This is a genomic window from Pseudooceanicola sp. (assembly GCF_041987405.1).
Classification (GTDB): Bacteria; Pseudomonadota; Alphaproteobacteria; order Rhodobacterales; family Rhodobacteraceae; genus Pseudooceanicola.
On the sequence record NZ_JBHIWR010000002.1, the window covers coordinates 547,501 to 562,120 of the forward strand.

Genomic DNA, 14,620 nt, shown 5'->3' on the forward strand with positions numbered 1-14,620 from the left:
CCCGGAGGAAAGGACATCAATAGAGACTCCCCTAGTAGCGGCGAGCGAACGGGGACCAGCCGAACCTTGAGAGTGACTAGAACACGTTGGGAAGCGTGGCCATAGCGGGTGATAGCCCCGTATAGGAAGCTCGATAGGACGTATTAAGTAGGGCGGGACACGTGAAATCCTGTCTGAAGATCGGGGGACCACCCCCGAAGGCTAAGTACTCCTTACTGACCGATAGCGAACCAGTACCGTGAGGGAAAGGTGAAAAGCACCCCGACGAGGGGAGTGAAACAGTACCTGAAACCGAATGCCTACAATCAGTCGGAGCTTGACTGGACTCTAATGACAATCGACGTCAGACATGATCTCAGCAGTCGCGAGACAACGGAGATCAAAGATGGCGGACGGAACTTTTGCAGTAGCACTTTGGCTTATCGGTCTACTCGATATGAGCCAAAACTACTGCGGATCGGAAACCGGATGTCTCGGACGCACGGAAGTGACCCCGAGATTTGCGGTTTCAGGCGGCCAGGTTCTGCCCAGACAGGCAGGCAAGGCCAACGAAATCTACCTGCGATACGATCTAGGACGGAAACGCGGCCCCTTCGGCAGCGCGGCCGGTCTCTCGATCGGTGAAGCTGGCGAAACCTGGGTTGGGTTCGGCACCACGCTGACCTACAACCTGGCGCAGACCCCAGCCTATGTGCAGCTACACGCCATGCCGGGGATATACTTCGACAATGGCGGGTTCGACCTCGGCGGTCCGATCGAATTCAGATCGGGGATCGAGATCGGGTTTGAGAACCGCAACGAATGGCGGTTCGGGATCAGCTATGACCACAGGTCGAACGCAGGGATCTATCGCAACAACCCAGGCATCGAAACGGTGCAGTTTCGGGTGTCGATACCGATCAAATAACCAACCCCAGGGGTTGTCATTAGTGTCCAGTCTTGTGACGGCGTACCTTTTGTATAATGGGTCATCGACTTGGTCTATCTAGCAAGCTTAAGCCGTTAGGTGTAGGCGCAGCGAAAGCGAGTCTTAATAGGGCGTCGAGTTAGATGGATCAGACCCGAAACCGAGTGATCTAGGCATGACCAGGATGAAGGTAAGGTAACACTTACTGGAGGTCCGAACCCACACCTGTTGAAAAAGGTCGGGATGAGTTGTGCCTAGGGGTGAAAGGCCAATCAAACTCGGAGATAGCTGGTTCTCCGCGAAATCTATTTAGGTAGAGCGTCATCCGAATACCCCGGGGGGTAGAGCACTGGATGGGTAATGGGGCCCCACAGGCTTACTGATCCTAACCAAACTCCGAATACCCGGGAGTACTAGATGGCAGACACACCATGGATGCTAACGTCCATGGTGGAGAGGGAAACAACCCTGACCTCCAGCTAAGGCCCCCAATTCATGGCTAAGTGGGAAAGCAGGTGGGACGACCAAAACAACCAGGAGGTTGGCTTAGAAGCAGCCATCCTTTAAAGATAGCGTAACAGCTCACTGGTCTAAATAAGTTGTCCTGCGGCGAAGATGTAACGGGGCTCAAGCCATGAGCCGAAGCTGAGGATGCACGTAGTGCATGGTAGCGGAGCGTAGTGTGACATAACACCATGCCTCCTTAGCTCCTTCGGGAGCATTGGAGGCGAGGTGTTTTCGATGAAGCGGGCGCGTGAGCGATCCCGTGGAGAGATCACTAGCGAGAATGATGACATGAGTAGCGACAAACAGGGTGAGAGACCCTGTCGCCGAAAGTCCAAGGGTTCCTGCTTAAAGCTAATCTGAGCAGGGTAAGCCGACCCCTAAGGCGAGGCCGAAAGGCGTAGTCGATGGGAACCAGGTTAATATTCCTGGGCCATGTGGTGGTGACGGATTGCGAAGATTGTTCCTCCTTATCGGATTGGAGGGGCCGTTTAGCAGTTCCTGGAAATAGCCCCACTATTAGATCGTACCCTAAACCGACACAGGTGGACTGGTAGAGAATACCAAGGCGCTTGAGAGAACGATGTTGAAGGAACTCGGCAAAATACCTCCGTAAGTTCGCGAGAAGGAGGCCCAGTTTCAACGCAAGTTTTGGCTGGGGGCACAAACCAGGGGGTGGCGACTGTTTACTAAAAACACAGGGCTCTGCGAAGTCGCAAGACGACGTATAGGGTCTGACGCCTGCCCGGTGCCGGAAGGTTAAAAGGAGATGTGAGAGCGTCGAATTGAAGCCCCGGTAAACGGCGGCCGTAACTATAACGGTCCTAAGGTAGCGAAATTCCTTGTCGGGTAAGTTCCGACCTGCACGAATGGCGTAACGACTTCCCCGCTGTCTCCAACATCGACTCAGCGAAATTGAATTGCCTGTCAAGATGCAGGCTTCCCGCGGTTAGACGGAAAGACCCCGTGCACCTTTACTACAGCTTCACACTGGCATCAGGCCATGCATGTGCAGGATAGGTGGTGGGCTTTGAAACCGGGACGCCAGTCTCGGTGGAGCCTCCCTTGAGATACCACCCTTGCATTGCTTGATGTCTAACCGCGATCCCTTATCGGGTTCCGGGACCCTGTGTGGCGGGTAGTTTGACTGGGGCGGTCGCCTCCTAAAGCGTAACGGAGGCGCGCGAAGGTTGGCTCAGAGCGGTCGGAAATCGCTCGTTGAGTGCAATGGCATAAGCCAGCCTGACTGCGAGACTGACAAGTCGAGCAGAGTCGAAAGACGGCCATAGTGATCCGGTGGTCCCAAGTGGGAGGGCCATCGCTCAACGGATAAAAGGTACGCCGGGGATAACAGGCTGATACTGCCCAAGAGTCCATATCGACGGCAGTGTTTGGCACCTCGATGTCGGCTCATCTCATCCTGGGGCTGGAGCAGGTCCCAAGGGTACGGCTGTTCGCCGTTTAAAGAGGTACGTGAGCTGGGTTTAGAACGTCGTGAGACAGTTCGGTCCCTATCTGCCGTGGGTGTAGGATACTTGAGAGGAGTTGCCCCTAGTACGAGAGGACCGGGGTGAACGTTCCACTGGTGGACCAGTTGTCGTGCCAACGGCAGTGCTGGGTAGCTATGAACGGACAGGATAACCGCTGAAGGCATCTAAGCGGGAAGCCCCCCTCAAAACAAGGTATCCCTGAGGGCCGTGGAAGACCACCACGTCGATAGGCTGGAGATGTAAGTGCGGTAACGCATTCAGTTGACCAGTACTAATTGCCCGATAGGCTTGATTTGATCCAGTAGAAGCCAGGAATGGCAGCTACGGACTATCAAAAGCATACACTACACAGTGTATCAGACGATTTGGACAACAGGCCCGAAACGAGGTTTCGGGCTGGTTGAGGGTCTTACTTGGTCTGGTGGCCATAGCACAAGCGAAACACCCGGCTCCATCCCGAACCCGGCCGTTAAGCGCTGTAGCGCCGATGGTACTGCGTCTCAAGACGTGGGAGAGTAGGTCACCGCCAGACCTAGTAAGCCCCTCAACGATTTCTCTCTTTCGATGCACTCCCCGCATGGGGAGGCGATACCCGGCCAGTCAGAACGTTTCGGCGTTAGGCCGCACAAGTGTCGCGGGATGGAGCAGCCCGGTAGCTCGTCAGGCTCATAACCTGAAGGTCGCAGGTTCAAATCCTGCTCCCGCAACCAACTTCCGCGAAAATCGCACCATCACGCACGGCGCCGAGCTCCTCCGGCGCCGATTTGCGTAGCATCTCGCCGAGGTTGCCCTCGATCGCGAGCCAGTGCCCGCGGGCGCTCTCGTCCCAGTGCACGACGATCCGATCCACGAGTTCGTGCAGCTCGTCGGCGGCACGGTCAGCGACGGTCTCTTCCGACAGGTTCGCAGCCAGGTTCGTCATTAGCTCCTGGTAGAGCTCGGGCAGGTCGTCCGGTAGTTCGATCTCCGGCGGGAGGATCTTGTCGCGGGTCTCAGCGAGCCGCGCGAGATCCGTCTCGATCTTTTTGAGCTCGTCGACGAGAGCTTGCACGCCCAGCCCCTGCTTCGCCAGGGCGACCAGATTCCGCTCTTCCACCTCCAGCTGCCGCACCCGCGCGTCATGAAGGCGCAGCGTATCCTCCGCGGTGCCTTGGGCTGCCTGCAACTGGTGATGCACGCGATCCCGGAAACGCGCGTAGGCCTCCGGCTTCATCAGGTCGTCCCGGAGGCCCGACAGGACCAAGGGCAGGGCAACGCTCTCACGGAGGCCCCGGAAGCCGGTGCAGACGCTCGGGCCCTTCTCCTTGGCGTTGGCGCAGTAGTAGGTCTTGTATTTGCCCGAACCGGCGACGGTCATCCGGCCCTCGCAGAGGCCGCAGTGGAGCAACCCCGACAGCAGATACTTCCGGCGCCGGAGCGTCTGGCCCGATGACAGGCCGTTCCGGTCGGTGGTTGCCACCTTGGAGCGCCGCTTCGTCTGCGCCGCTTGGCGCGCCTTCACAGCGTCCCAGAGCTCCTGATTGACGATGCTGAGCTCCGGCACCTCGACGATATGCCAGTCGCTCTCGGGGTTCAGGGTCGAACGCTTCTTCTCGGTCTGGTGGTGCTTGGTATAGGACAGGCGGTTCCAGATGCGGCGCCCGACATAGAGCTCGTTGTTCAGGATGCCGGTGCCGCGCGCGGCGTTGCCGTTGATTGTGTTCTGCTTCCAGTGCCCCGACGACTTGCGCTTCGAGCCCACGGAAGGGAAGGGGATGCCCTCATCGTTGAGGCGGCTGGCGATCTTGATGGGCGAGACCCCGGCAGCGTAGTCGTGGAAAATGCTCCGCACGACCGCGGCTTCGATCTCGTCGATAGCCAGGGTGCCCTTCACAGGGGCACCGCGCTCGTCGGTGCCGGGGCGGTATCCGTAGATGCGGCCGCCACCGCTCAGGCCCTTCAGCACCTTGCCCTCGATGCCGCGGCGCACCTTGTCCGAGAGCTCCTCGAGGAACATGGCGCTCATCATCGACGAGAGCCCCAGCGTCAGCGCATCCACCTTGCCGCGCCCGACCGTGTGGACCTCGACACGCGCGGTCTTCGCGGCCTTGTAGAAGCCGGCCAGGTGCTCTTGATCACGGGAAATCCGGTCGAGGGATTCCGCGAGGACGATGTCGAACGTCCCGTGGTGGAGCGCATCCGAGAGGCGCGAAAAGTCCGGCCGAGTCCGACCTGCCGTGCCGCTGACCGCACTGTCCGAGAAGCGCTCGACGATCGTCCAGCCCTGCTGCTTGGCGTAGCGCTCGGCCTGGCGGAACTGGTCTTCGACCGACATCGGGTTCTGCAAGTCGGTCGAGTAGCGGGCGTAGAGCGCGACGCGGCGGGGGGCTTCGAGGGATGTGGTCATTGGCGGGTCTCCCGGGCGGCGTAGAGGCTGTCGTCATCGACCGCTTCGGCGCAGTCGGCCTCTCTTATCAGGGCGTCGAGATTGACCGTGTGCTCGGCGAAGCACAAGTCCGCCCCGTGCTGCCGACAGAACCGGGCGAAGGCCCGAAGCCGCTCGGGATCGCGCGAAATACGCGCCAGGTCCGTCGCAATGACGGCCTGTGCCTCGCGGCCCGCAATCCGGTCCCGCAGAATCGTCAGGCCGGGGGCATCCCCCATCCCGCCGACACCGTTGTCGACGATAGCATCGAGGATGCGCCAGCCGCGGGCTTCGGCGTAGTCGGTGCAGAGCCTGCGCTGCTCGGCGATGGCGGCGTCACTCGCGCTGGCCGCGCGTAGGTAGAGAAGGGCGTTTAGCTGGGTGGTCATGGTCGTCTCGTCGTCGGGCTGTGGCGCGCACGGCGCCGTTGAAATTTGTGTCTCAGGAGAATGAGGACATCGTATGGCCGCAATCCCGAGTAGAGTGGAAACATCGCGTCAGGCGTCGCCTCCTGCTTCTCCCGCTCCTGCGAGAGCTTGCGGACTGCGGCTTCTGCGAGAAGGTCGATCAGTCTGTCGAGCGGCATCGGCGGAGTCCTTTCCTGTTCGGGCAATGAACAACCGACATGGCGGACGCCTATCCGAGCCTTCGCACAGAGGTGGCCAAAAGCGCCCGTGGGTCTCCCGCGGGCGCATCTCGTTCAGCGAAATAGCAGCGCGGCGTGCGCCAAAAGAAGAACAATAATCGCGGCACGCACGATCAAGAACTCATTCCGATGCACGATAATATATAGTTTACGGAAAGCGGGTGGCATGAGCTATCCTATCGAGACAGTTTGACAGAAAGGCAGAATGCTGAGTAGATGCCTTGCGTCTTTGAGGGCGCAAATGGCGACGACAATTTCATCAACTCGAAGAGAGGCTTGTTTAATGACTGGGCGCCGAAAATGGCAGCACTTGCGTTCGTTGAGGCAGGAGCTCTTAGACCAATTCCCAGGTGATGATTTCCTTGAAAAGTTGCTCGAGGGGGTTTGGCTTGTAGGTCGAGACAAACGAAACCCTATTCGAGGTAATTTGGTAGCAAGCGCGCTCCGTGAGGTTTTTGGCCATCTTTTGCATTCACTCGCACCCGACAAAGAAGTCAGAAAATGCGTATGGTTTGAGCAGGACCCTAACACGCCGACAGTAACGAGGCGGCAAAAAGCGCGATACATTGTTCAGGCTGGCTTGCCAGAGGAATTTGTTGCAGACGTTTTGAATTTCGAAGTCGATGAATACGTTGCTCCTCTATTGGAGGCATTCCAAAGCCTGAACAAGGCTACGCACGTCAGGCCTGAAACTATTGTATACGATTCGGCAGAGGTTCGAGGGCTTATTGCTGAAGTCCTTGAAGCCTTTCTTCATCTTTCCGAAAGCGCGGTTGACGCAAGATCAGACCTGGTTAGAGCTATAGAGGCGAAAATGCATGATGCTGTTTTCGACAATCTGATTGCAGAAAGTATCGACGAACTTGAAGAACTTTCCACACATACCACAGTTGATGGTCACTTTATCGAAAAGGTCGAGGTCATAGAGTTAAACGCAGAGCAGGTTGTATATGAAGTTATTGGCGAAGTGGGTGTTGAGCTTCAATATGGATCGAACTCGGATGTCAGAAAAGACATTGGCATGAGAATGGGCGACTCTTACCCCTACAGGGCCATTGTATTGTCTAAGGCTGGACTGCCGTTGGATATTGGGCGGGGGGATGTAGAGTTGCAGATTGATAATAGTAGCTTCTTTGAGTGAAGCAGCATCGCAACTGACTTAGGCAATCATCTAACAACTTCATTTGGGGATTATTTTCGGCGTGTAGGCAATTATGAATGTCACATTCGTTGGAAGCATTCGGCGCGCCGGCATCGTCGTAGCAGCGACGGAGCTTTGGTCGCCGGCGCGCCGGCTGACGGGGGATCCAATCCCGTCATCGGGGCCGCAGGGGCCCTCAAGAGCGGCGCCCCGTTCTGGGGCGCCGTCGCGTTCAGTCCGGATGCAGAAGACGAAAGCTCAGCCGGATCGCCTCGGCGAAGTGGAGCGCCTGCTGAGCCGCACAATACAGGCCCTCCAGCGGCGGCAGCGCGGCTTGGAGCGCCTCGGCGGTCGGGCTCAGCACCTTGTGCGTATCGAACGCCTCCGTGCAGCCGACGAGCTGCCCGCGCGGGATGGGAACCTGCTCTTCGGTCGTTCCGGCGGCGATCGCCAGGCGCATCTCGCCGAGAAGAGCGTCGACATAGAAGTGCAGGTTCGGGTCGATCTGCTCCTCCTCGTCCAGTGCTTCGATGAGGCGCGCCACGGTGTATCTGGCCTCTTCGGGAAGGTGCGGCCTTACGCGCGTCGTCAGGTGGCCGTCGATGCCGTGCATCCGTTGCAGAAGGCTCTTGGTGAGGTCCACCTGCTGTTCGAACAGTGTCCGCGATACGATGTCGCTCATTGCTGCACCTCCTTTCTCGCAGGCCCGGCACGTCGCGGCGGTCGGTGCTCCACGACTACATCGCGCGGGCGCCGGAGCCCACGACGCCGGCGCGACCGGCGGTCGGCCGCAATGTCGGCCTCCGCGTGGATGCGGCCGCGCACCGCGTTCATTGCGTCGAAGGGGGCGCCGTCGAGACGGCCGAGCACCGCGGAGCCCGTCGCGCGACAGATGGCGAAGCCGCTGTGCGTCAGCGGCACCAGGAGGCGGCGCGCGCCGACGAAGCGCGTCGGCTCGTCGAGCCCGGCGGGCAGGTATTCGTCGCGGCGGCGGACGTGAACCTCGTATCCGACATTGGAGCGCCGGCGTGAGGTCGTGCCGTAGGCGAGCAGCGCATAGCGCTGCTCGTCCCGCGTCTCGATGTCGAGGACCAGACAGGGCCGGGCCTTGGGCTGTCCGGTGCTTGCCTCCTCCGCGAGTGGGAAGCGGAACGAGACGATGTCGCCGTGGAACAGGTGGTCCCGCCAGGCCGGCGTCATCGTGAGTTGGATGGTGGTCGTGTCGAGCATTGTCGGCTCCTTGAAGGGTGGATGTCCGACGCGCGCGATCTTCCCCTTTATCCTCTCGGCCGGGGCCTTCCGTCGTGCGCGTCAAGAGGCGCGCGCACGACGAAAGGGGCAGGCCCTGCTCCCCTGATCTCCGTTGTCCCCTGTCTCGGTGGGAAAGCGTCGAGAGGGTGTCCCTCTGGACCCTGACGGGAGACGAGCGGAGATGGGTTCGGGAAGAGGTGCGGAACGCTCTTCCCGGGAGCGGGGGAGGTTCGGAGGCGAGCGCGGAGCGGCACCCTCCGGGAGCAGGGGGTCTTGGGGGAGTGCGGAACGATGACCCGAGCCCGTCGGGGGACGCCAGGGGGTGCAGGGGGAGTGGCGAACGACGACCCTGCCCTGGGAGTCCAGAGGGGCGGCGCGCTCTCTGGTCCGGCTGAAGGCCCCTGGCGGGTTCGGGAGGGCGGAGCGTCTCCCGAGCGCCGCGTCAGCGGCGCCGGGGTCCGGGGGCGTCAGCCCCCGGCGAACGACAGCTGGAACGCAGGCCCGAAGGGCCGGAGTGCCAGCTGATTAGTGAGTAGTTGGCTATGCAGATCTTGGCGGCTGCTCCGCAAGCTTTCGATAGCAGGTCATATTTCAGATGAACCTTCGATCCGGCTCTCGATCCTCGACGGTGTCCATTGCATACTGTATACGGGTGAAGTGAACTCTATCTATATCTCCTGGATACCTTTTTTCGAAGTTCACGCTTTCAAAATACTTTGAGTAATCTCTAACAGCTTTCCTTAGCGTCTTAAGCCGAAACATGTTGGTTTGTGAACGGCCAGCCTTTGCCATCTCTATGCATCGGTTCATCATCTTTTCGTCTCTGGCGTATGATGCGCAAAAATAAATAAAGGTGCAAAGTCTAAGGTAGGTTCCTTTGTCCGTCTTTAAGATATTCACGAGAAGGTCGGCAGTCTCGGTGTTCTCTCCCCAATTGTCAATAATAAGCTTAAAGGCCAAAAACCTCTCACCCCAATTCTCTCTCGACACGCATACCGCAGAAAGTTGTGGAAAGTCGGCGCCGCTCACATTGTCCTCTCCATTGCCTCTAAGGCAGTGGGTTGTGCTACTTGGTTCAGTCAGCAGTCCCCGCCAGTTCGCTCCTCTTAGATCGGCAAGATCAAAATTGAAGCTTTCAAGATGAGATTCGCCAAGGTCGACGCCATTCAATCTGGCGCCGCGAAAATCCGTGGCCGGATTAAGCCCAGATATTTCTACTAGATCAGAAAATATGTCGCTATCGGATGACGCGACCTTGGAGGCAACTCCGGTGAAGTTATCATTTGTTTTCAATTTCAATCTCCATCTTGCTGCTGCAAAGAAGTATGCTCTCGGGGTCAGTGTGAATGCTAGCGCCGCCTGAGGCTAACTGACTTCCTTCGATACTTCTCCTTGCCAGCTGGTCTAAGACTGCCTTCTTATTGGTGCTGTTGATGTAAGCGCCCCCGATAACAAGGTTACTAACGACTACATCCTGTCTCTGAATCGCGACGCATACTTCTACTATGCAAGAGTTCTTCTCCATTGTGAGCAGGAACAGCGGTCCAACCTCTTTTTCTCCGGAGCTGCCGATATACCGGCCTTTGAGTAGATATGGTGATATGGGTTCCACAACATCCCACTTAAGTTTTGGCCTCGGCGAGATTCTTGCAATTCTTGCTGCGGTTTTGACGATCTGATCGCGTTCATATTTTTTGGATTTCCGCTTTGTCCACTTAACAATTCCAGTAAGTTTTCCAAAAAATCCAGGTCGTACTCCAACCTCCATGGAGCCGGAGGTGTCGACTGCATTTTCAATTGCGGTTCTTACGCTCTGTGTGACTTCAGCTACCATTTCGGGGTCAAGCGGATACTCACCCAACCGCGAGCCTCTCGCTATATTTGCATTATCAATTCTGACATATAGCGTTGCGCGTTTCGCCGATGCTATGAATGTAAAGTTTGGCAGCGCTACCTGCTCGGCGAAAAAATCTAAGTCTATGGAAATAGGGACTGCTTCTTTAAGGGAGCCTTGTGGCGGGCTCCAGATCTCCAGTTCGCAGACTTCTTGACTTGATGGTATTGAGTGGGTGGTGGATTTAAGTTCAGTCAACGTCCCCATACCTTTTCGTATGCAGCGCCTTAGGTTGTCGTTCTTGTAGATCGCTGCGATCTCTCGGAAAGTTCACTCTTTAGACTTTATTGGGGTGGGGAGGTCAATTTCCGTCTGTATGGAGGATGCTAATTCCTTCATCAGCGATGTTACTTTGCGTCATAATAGGCAACGGACCTTTCAGGATACGCAACTTATGGCGACGTTGCTGGGAACTTGTTCCTCGATTGGCTGACATCGACCGAACTCCTGAGCTCTTGTGCTCAGGAGATCACCGATGGACGGTTCAAACATCAAGACAGACTACCCCGTGGTGCTGCGGTTCCAGGGGCTCTATCCCCACCACCTTGCCGGCTACGAGGCTCACCGCCTCCGGAAGGGCGGCGACCTCAGCCATGTCGACTGGGCCCGCACAAAGCTGAACGGCCCGCCCCTGATCGGCCCCGAGGACTGGGCGGCGCAGGCGCTGGCCGAGATCCGCGATATGACTGCGGAGAACTTCGCGGCGGAGCTGGCTTCGTTGGAGAAGCGCAACCGGAAGAAAGACATCGAGCGGCGCATCATCGAGGGGCCGAAGCAGCCCTGGCGTCCGACCCGCCACGGGCCGATGCGAGAGGTGATCCTGACGGTCAACAAGGACTGGTTCGACGGTGATGCTGCGTTCTTCGGCGAGGAGCAGGTGTCACGGGAGGACGAGTTCGGAACACATGCAGTTGCCTGGCTAAAGAAGAACTTCGGCGGTGATGTCATCCACGCCCGCGCAGACCGGGACGAAGCTGCCTATCACATCCACGCGGTGATCATGCCGCGAGCGACGGTCGAGATCGCGAAGCCCAATGCGAAGGTGCCGACAGCCAGCGCGACGCGCCGGATGCTGCAACCTTCGATTCACCCGCTCATCAAGGACTACGAGGCGGCACAGGACAGCGTCGGCCAGTGGTTCGCCGATCTCGGGTTGGTCCGTGGCGAATGCCGTGCTGCGAAGATCCGGGAAGCCCGGAAGAACGGAGAGAAGGCGCCGAAGCGCCGATATCACGCGAAGACCTGGAAATGGCGCGCCGAGCAAGAGCTGCGCCTGAAAGCGAAGGCCGAAGAACTGGAGGCCGAGAAGGCTGCACTCGACAAACGGACCGCGCGGGTGGTCGAGCGTGAGGATGAGGCCGAGACCGTGCTCGCTGTCGCGGAGGGCGTCGCGTCCGGCGACTTCATAGCGCACGATGGCGATGATGAAGAGCCGGTCCTGATCGAGGCGGCAGATGCCAAGCCGGCGGAGACTAAGACCCTCCAAGACCTGCGGCGACGATCGCCATCCGGCTTCGCCCGCGCCGCGGGCGCATTCGGACGCGCGTGGGGGCGCCTGTTCAGGCAGGCTCGTTCGAAGGCTACTGCCGAGGCCAACGCCCGCGTTTCCGATGCGATGGAAGAGATCGGACGGGCCGACGATGTCATTGTCGAAGCAGCGCTTCGCCTGCCGTTGCCGACACGGACGCTGATCGCGGGCATCCGCAAAACGATCCCGGCGATGCTGCGCAAGCTGGAGCGGTCAGGGAAGGGGCACTCCGCCGGTCCTCAGGAGGGTTTGCCGCGGCGCGAAGATCCCGGAGATGAAGAAAAGTTGTGAACGTTGGCAATGGTTTGCGTGAAACCCGCAGAAAAAATCACGAAATCGGCGACTCGATCGGAGGAAAGAGGGCGATGTGATGGCCAGCACCGGAGGGTGCCCCTCAAACCCGGACCTCCGCGGAGGCCATCGCATCAACGAAGGACAGCACGATGACCAACTTTCTCAACTCCGAACTCGCCGCCTCCAAAGCCTCGCGCAAGCAGCGCCAGCAGTCCGCGGGGTTGCCCGACACGGCGGCTACGGCCCGCGCCCTGGCGACCCTCCGTCGCTCGCTCGACAAGCAGGTGAAGAAGGAGGACAAGGAGGAACGCCTGCGATCCAAGGCGATCAACGACACGATGCCCGAGTTCATCGCGGCCATGGACGATGAAGTCCTGGCTCCGTTCTTCTTCGGGCTGGAGCGGCTCGCGACCGCCGCGAACCGCCGCCGGATTGCCACGCATCCCCTGCGTCCGGACATCGTCGATGAGTGGCACGAAGAGGCGGATGCCGAGGAAGCCCGGGCGGCCGAGGAAGAGCTGAGGGCAGCGGCCAAGGCAGCCGAGCGAGATGCCAAGGCCGCGAAGGCTACGCCGCAAGGTGACGGGACTGAAGACGAGTCCGGGTCCTGATGGAACCCAGCCGGGCAGGGGGCGTCACGCTGCGCCTCCGCCCGACACGCAACCTACCGGGCAACCGGGATGAACAGCGTGGTTTTCGCCAAAGTCCAAACCGCTCTCCCGCAACCAATCTTAGCGATCAAGCCGCACCCGAAAGGGCCGCGGCTTTTTTGCTGTCGTACGGATCAACATATCCATGAGCTTGCTGCAGGCTTCGAAACTCCCGAGGACCCCAGCTTCAAAACCCGAACGCGAAGAGATCAGGGACTTCGATGGCAACTGCCACGAGACCCCCGTCTTTACTTCTGACGAGCGCGAACGAGATCCTGGACGAAATCCGCAAAGGCCACATCGTTGATATGGGCGTCGAGACGATGCAATTGATGGGTTTCCGACCGGTCGAACGTCGCCTCGAGCGTTTCGAACAGGGCCTCGTCCGCCTCGGGGTGCCAGAAGGCTCCGCCCGGGGCATCTAGTGCGGAGACGCCGCCCAGGGGCAGGACCAGATCCACGGGACCGGGCGAGGCATTCAGCTTGGCCGCCAGCCACCGCGCCATATCCACGTTCTCTTCCGGCGTGGTCCGCATCAGAGTGATATCGGCGTTATGCACGATGAACTGACGGTCCGCATACCTCTCCGGCACCGTCGCGCGCGGGCCGAAATTGACCATGTCCAGCGCGCCGCAGGAGCCGATCCAGGGAATGCCGGTCCGCGCCAGAACGTCGAAGCGCTCCGGCCCGGCGGAGCATATGCCCCCCATCAGATAATCCGCGACCTCCGTGGTGGTGACATCAACGATGGCAGAGACCATGCCGCTGTCGCCAATGGCCTCCAGAGCCTTGCCACCCGCGCCGTTCGCGTGGAACACGATGCAGTCGAAGTCAGTGTCGAGCCGTGCGCGCAGCTGTTGGATAGCCTTTGTCGTCACGCCGAACATGGACAGGGCGAGGGCCGGGCGCGTGTCGGCCGTGGTGTCGGCCTCGTTGCCCGACGCCATGCCGGCGATCGCATGCGCCGCGTTTGCCAGGATACGCCGCGAGACGGTGTTGAGCCCCGCGATATCCGTCACCGGGAACATCATCGTCATGTCCGAGACGCCGACATAGCCGGATGTGTCACCCGCGGCGACGGTGGATACCATGAGTTTGGGCACCCCGAGTGGAAGGGCCCGCATCGCGGGTGCGATCAGCGAGGTGCCGCCCGAGCCGCCAAGCCCGAGGATGCCCGCGATATCGGTCCGCGTCGCCACGAAGCGGGTCAGCGCCGCGGACATGGCGATCACCGCCGCGCCACGGTCGGGGGCCTCGAAGACGCTGGCGGCACCGTCAGGATGATGCGCGGCGACCTCTGCGGCGGAGACATCGGCGCCCCCCGGCCCGGCCGTGGTGCCGACATCGACGGTGGTAACGGCGACACCTGCCCCACGGACAAGGCGGGCGACATAGGACAGTTCCTCGGCCTTGGTGTCGAAAGTTCCGACGACGTAGACCTTGTTTCCGGTCACCGCTGGACCTCACGCCCATGGATCACGTCTTCGGCGCCCTCGAAGGCGAAGCGGAACGTGTCGGACACCGTCTGGAAGACCTCCGCCGCGTCGGCCTCGTCCACCTCGTATTCCGCCCACCATTCGCCGAAGGTCTGGCCGCTTTCGGTGATCGGCTTCAGCGTCATTTCGGAGACGTAGCCCCGGACCGGCAGCGTCGCTTCGAGGATGCAGTAGCAGCAGCGGTACTCGCGGTCCGACAGGGTCAGCAGCTGTTCGCGGATGTGGCCCCCGTCATGCGTGTAGAAGTTGCGCACGCAGCCGATCTTGTCAGCCGGCAGGCCGTCCTCGATTTCGCTTTTGCTGAAGAACCGGTGATAGCGCGGCAGCGCGTTGAAATCGCGCAGCACCTCCCATGCCTTTTCGACGGGCGCGTCTATGACCGCGCTGATATATACTCTCGCCATGGTCTCCTCCC

General features: G+C 59.7%; 11 protein-coding genes, 1 tRNA gene and 2 rRNA genes (1 of these 14 cut by a window edge). 6 read left to right on the plus strand and 8 right to left on the minus strand.

The annotated features are described in order from the left end of the window. From ACFC2Y_RS07465 to ACFC2Y_RS07475, 3 genes are all read left to right on the plus strand, one after another. Window positions 1–3,197, plus strand: a 23S ribosomal RNA gene (locus tag ACFC2Y_RS07465); it begins 246 nt to the left of the window's first position. Window positions 3,198–3,318: 121 nt separating this feature from the next. Next, window positions 3,319–3,433, plus strand: a 5S ribosomal RNA gene (gene rrf / locus ACFC2Y_RS07470). 101 nt (window positions 3,434–3,534) lie between these two features. Further along, window positions 3,535–3,611 (plus strand) — tRNA-Met (locus ACFC2Y_RS07475). Here the strand turns inward: ACFC2Y_RS07475 and ACFC2Y_RS07480 are convergent. Both ACFC2Y_RS07480 and ACFC2Y_RS07485 read right to left on the minus strand, forming a co-directional pair. After that, window positions 3,590–5,287 (minus strand): recombinase family protein, encoded by a 1,698-nt coding sequence (locus tag ACFC2Y_RS07480; protein ID WP_375173883.1) that lies wholly within the window; start codon window positions 5,285–5,287, stop codon window positions 3,590–3,592. The genes ACFC2Y_RS07475 and ACFC2Y_RS07480 overlap by 22 nt on opposite strands. Continuing rightward, window positions 5,284–5,694: a recombinase family protein gene (locus ACFC2Y_RS07485; RefSeq protein WP_375173882.1), complete on the minus strand. Its 411-nt coding sequence runs from the start codon at window positions 5,692–5,694 to the stop codon at window positions 5,284–5,286. Before ACFC2Y_RS07485 ends, ACFC2Y_RS07480 begins: the two co-directional genes overlap by 4 nt. A gap of 498 nt (window positions 5,695–6,192) precedes the next feature. On the opposite strand from ACFC2Y_RS07485, the gene ACFC2Y_RS07490 reads away from it, so the two are divergent. Beyond that, entirely contained in the window at window positions 6,193–7,092 is a 900-nt protein-coding gene (locus ACFC2Y_RS07490; protein WP_375173881.1) for a hypothetical protein, read from the plus strand. Between the two features lie 232 nt (window positions 7,093–7,324). Here ACFC2Y_RS07490 and ACFC2Y_RS07495 read toward each other — a convergent pair whose 3' ends face one another. From ACFC2Y_RS07495 to ACFC2Y_RS07510, 4 genes are all read right to left on the minus strand, one after another. Further along, window positions 7,325–7,774, minus strand: coding sequence for a hypothetical protein (locus tag ACFC2Y_RS07495; protein ID WP_375173880.1), 450 nt, complete (start codon window positions 7,772–7,774; stop codon window positions 7,325–7,327). Next, a complete protein-coding gene (locus ACFC2Y_RS07500) occupies window positions 7,771–8,322 on the minus strand; it encodes a hypothetical protein (protein WP_375173879.1) in 552 nt (183 codons plus the stop codon). The genes ACFC2Y_RS07495 and ACFC2Y_RS07500 overlap by 4 nt, the downstream gene beginning before the upstream one ends. 612 nt (window positions 8,323–8,934) lie before the next feature. Continuing rightward, on the minus strand, window positions 8,935–9,642 hold the full coding sequence (locus tag ACFC2Y_RS07505; protein ID WP_375186420.1) for a pentapeptide repeat-containing protein: 708 nt from the start codon (window positions 9,640–9,642) through the stop codon (window positions 8,935–8,937). Next, window positions 9,623–10,435 carry a hypothetical protein gene (locus tag ACFC2Y_RS07510; RefSeq protein WP_375186118.1) on the minus strand — a complete coding sequence of 271 codons (813 nt, stop codon included), beginning with the start codon at window positions 10,433–10,435 and terminating at the stop codon, window positions 9,623–9,625. Before ACFC2Y_RS07510 ends, ACFC2Y_RS07505 begins: the two co-directional genes overlap by 20 nt. A 277-nt stretch (window positions 10,436–10,712) precedes the next feature. Between ACFC2Y_RS07510 and ACFC2Y_RS07515 the strand changes: the two genes are divergently transcribed. Further along, window positions 10,713–12,056: a plasmid recombination protein gene (locus ACFC2Y_RS07515; RefSeq protein WP_375173876.1), complete on the plus strand. Its 1,344-nt coding sequence runs from the start codon at window positions 10,713–10,715 to the stop codon at window positions 12,054–12,056. Window positions 12,057–12,208: 152 nt separating this feature from the next. Next, the gene (locus ACFC2Y_RS07520) at window positions 12,209–12,670 is read left to right on the plus strand and encodes a hypothetical protein (protein ID WP_375173875.1); all 462 of its coding nucleotides are present in this window, start codon (window positions 12,209–12,211) and stop codon (window positions 12,668–12,670) included. A 287-nt stretch (window positions 12,671–12,957) separates the two neighbouring features. Here the strand turns inward: ACFC2Y_RS07520 and ACFC2Y_RS07525 are convergent, their stop codons facing one another. Together ACFC2Y_RS07525 and ACFC2Y_RS07530 are read right to left on the minus strand one after the other, a co-directional pair. Then, complete coding sequence (locus ACFC2Y_RS07525) at window positions 12,958–14,163, minus strand: Tm-1-like ATP-binding domain-containing protein (RefSeq protein WP_375173874.1); 1,206 nt, start codon at window positions 14,161–14,163, stop codon at window positions 12,958–12,960. Next, window positions 14,160–14,609: an SRPBCC family protein gene (locus ACFC2Y_RS07530; protein WP_375173873.1), complete on the minus strand. Its 450-nt coding sequence runs from the start codon at window positions 14,607–14,609 to the stop codon at window positions 14,160–14,162. The genes ACFC2Y_RS07525 and ACFC2Y_RS07530 overlap by 4 nt, the downstream gene beginning before the upstream one ends. Window positions 14,610–14,620 lie beyond the last annotated feature (11 nt).

What these genes read in the sequence shown, in the direction of transcription:
- ACFC2Y_RS07480 (WP_375173883.1), bottom strand. Translation starts at nt 5,287, where the DNA reads ATGACCACATCCCTCGAAGCCCCCCGCCGCGTCGCGCTCTACGCCCGC.
- ACFC2Y_RS07485 (WP_375173882.1), bottom strand. Translation starts at nt 5,694, where the DNA reads ATGACCACCCAGCTAAACGCCCTTCTCTACCTACGCGCGGCCAGCGCG.
- ACFC2Y_RS07490 (WP_375173881.1), top strand. Translation starts at nt 6,193, where the DNA reads ATGGCGACGACAATTTCATCAACTCGAAGAGAGGCTTGTTTAATGACT.
- ACFC2Y_RS07495 (WP_375173880.1), bottom strand. Translation starts at nt 7,774, where the DNA reads ATGAGCGACATCGTATCGCGGACACTGTTCGAACAGCAGGTGGACCTC.
- ACFC2Y_RS07500 (WP_375173879.1), bottom strand. Translation starts at nt 8,322, where the DNA reads ATGCTCGACACGACCACCATCCAACTCACGATGACGCCGGCCTGGCGG.
- ACFC2Y_RS07515 (WP_375173876.1), top strand. Translation starts at nt 10,713, where the DNA reads ATGGACGGTTCAAACATCAAGACAGACTACCCCGTGGTGCTGCGGTTC.
- ACFC2Y_RS07520 (WP_375173875.1), top strand. Translation starts at nt 12,209, where the DNA reads ATGACCAACTTTCTCAACTCCGAACTCGCCGCCTCCAAAGCCTCGCGC.
- ACFC2Y_RS07530 (WP_375173873.1), bottom strand. Translation starts at nt 14,609, where the DNA reads ATGGCGAGAGTATATATCAGCGCGGTCATAGACGCGCCCGTCGAAAAG.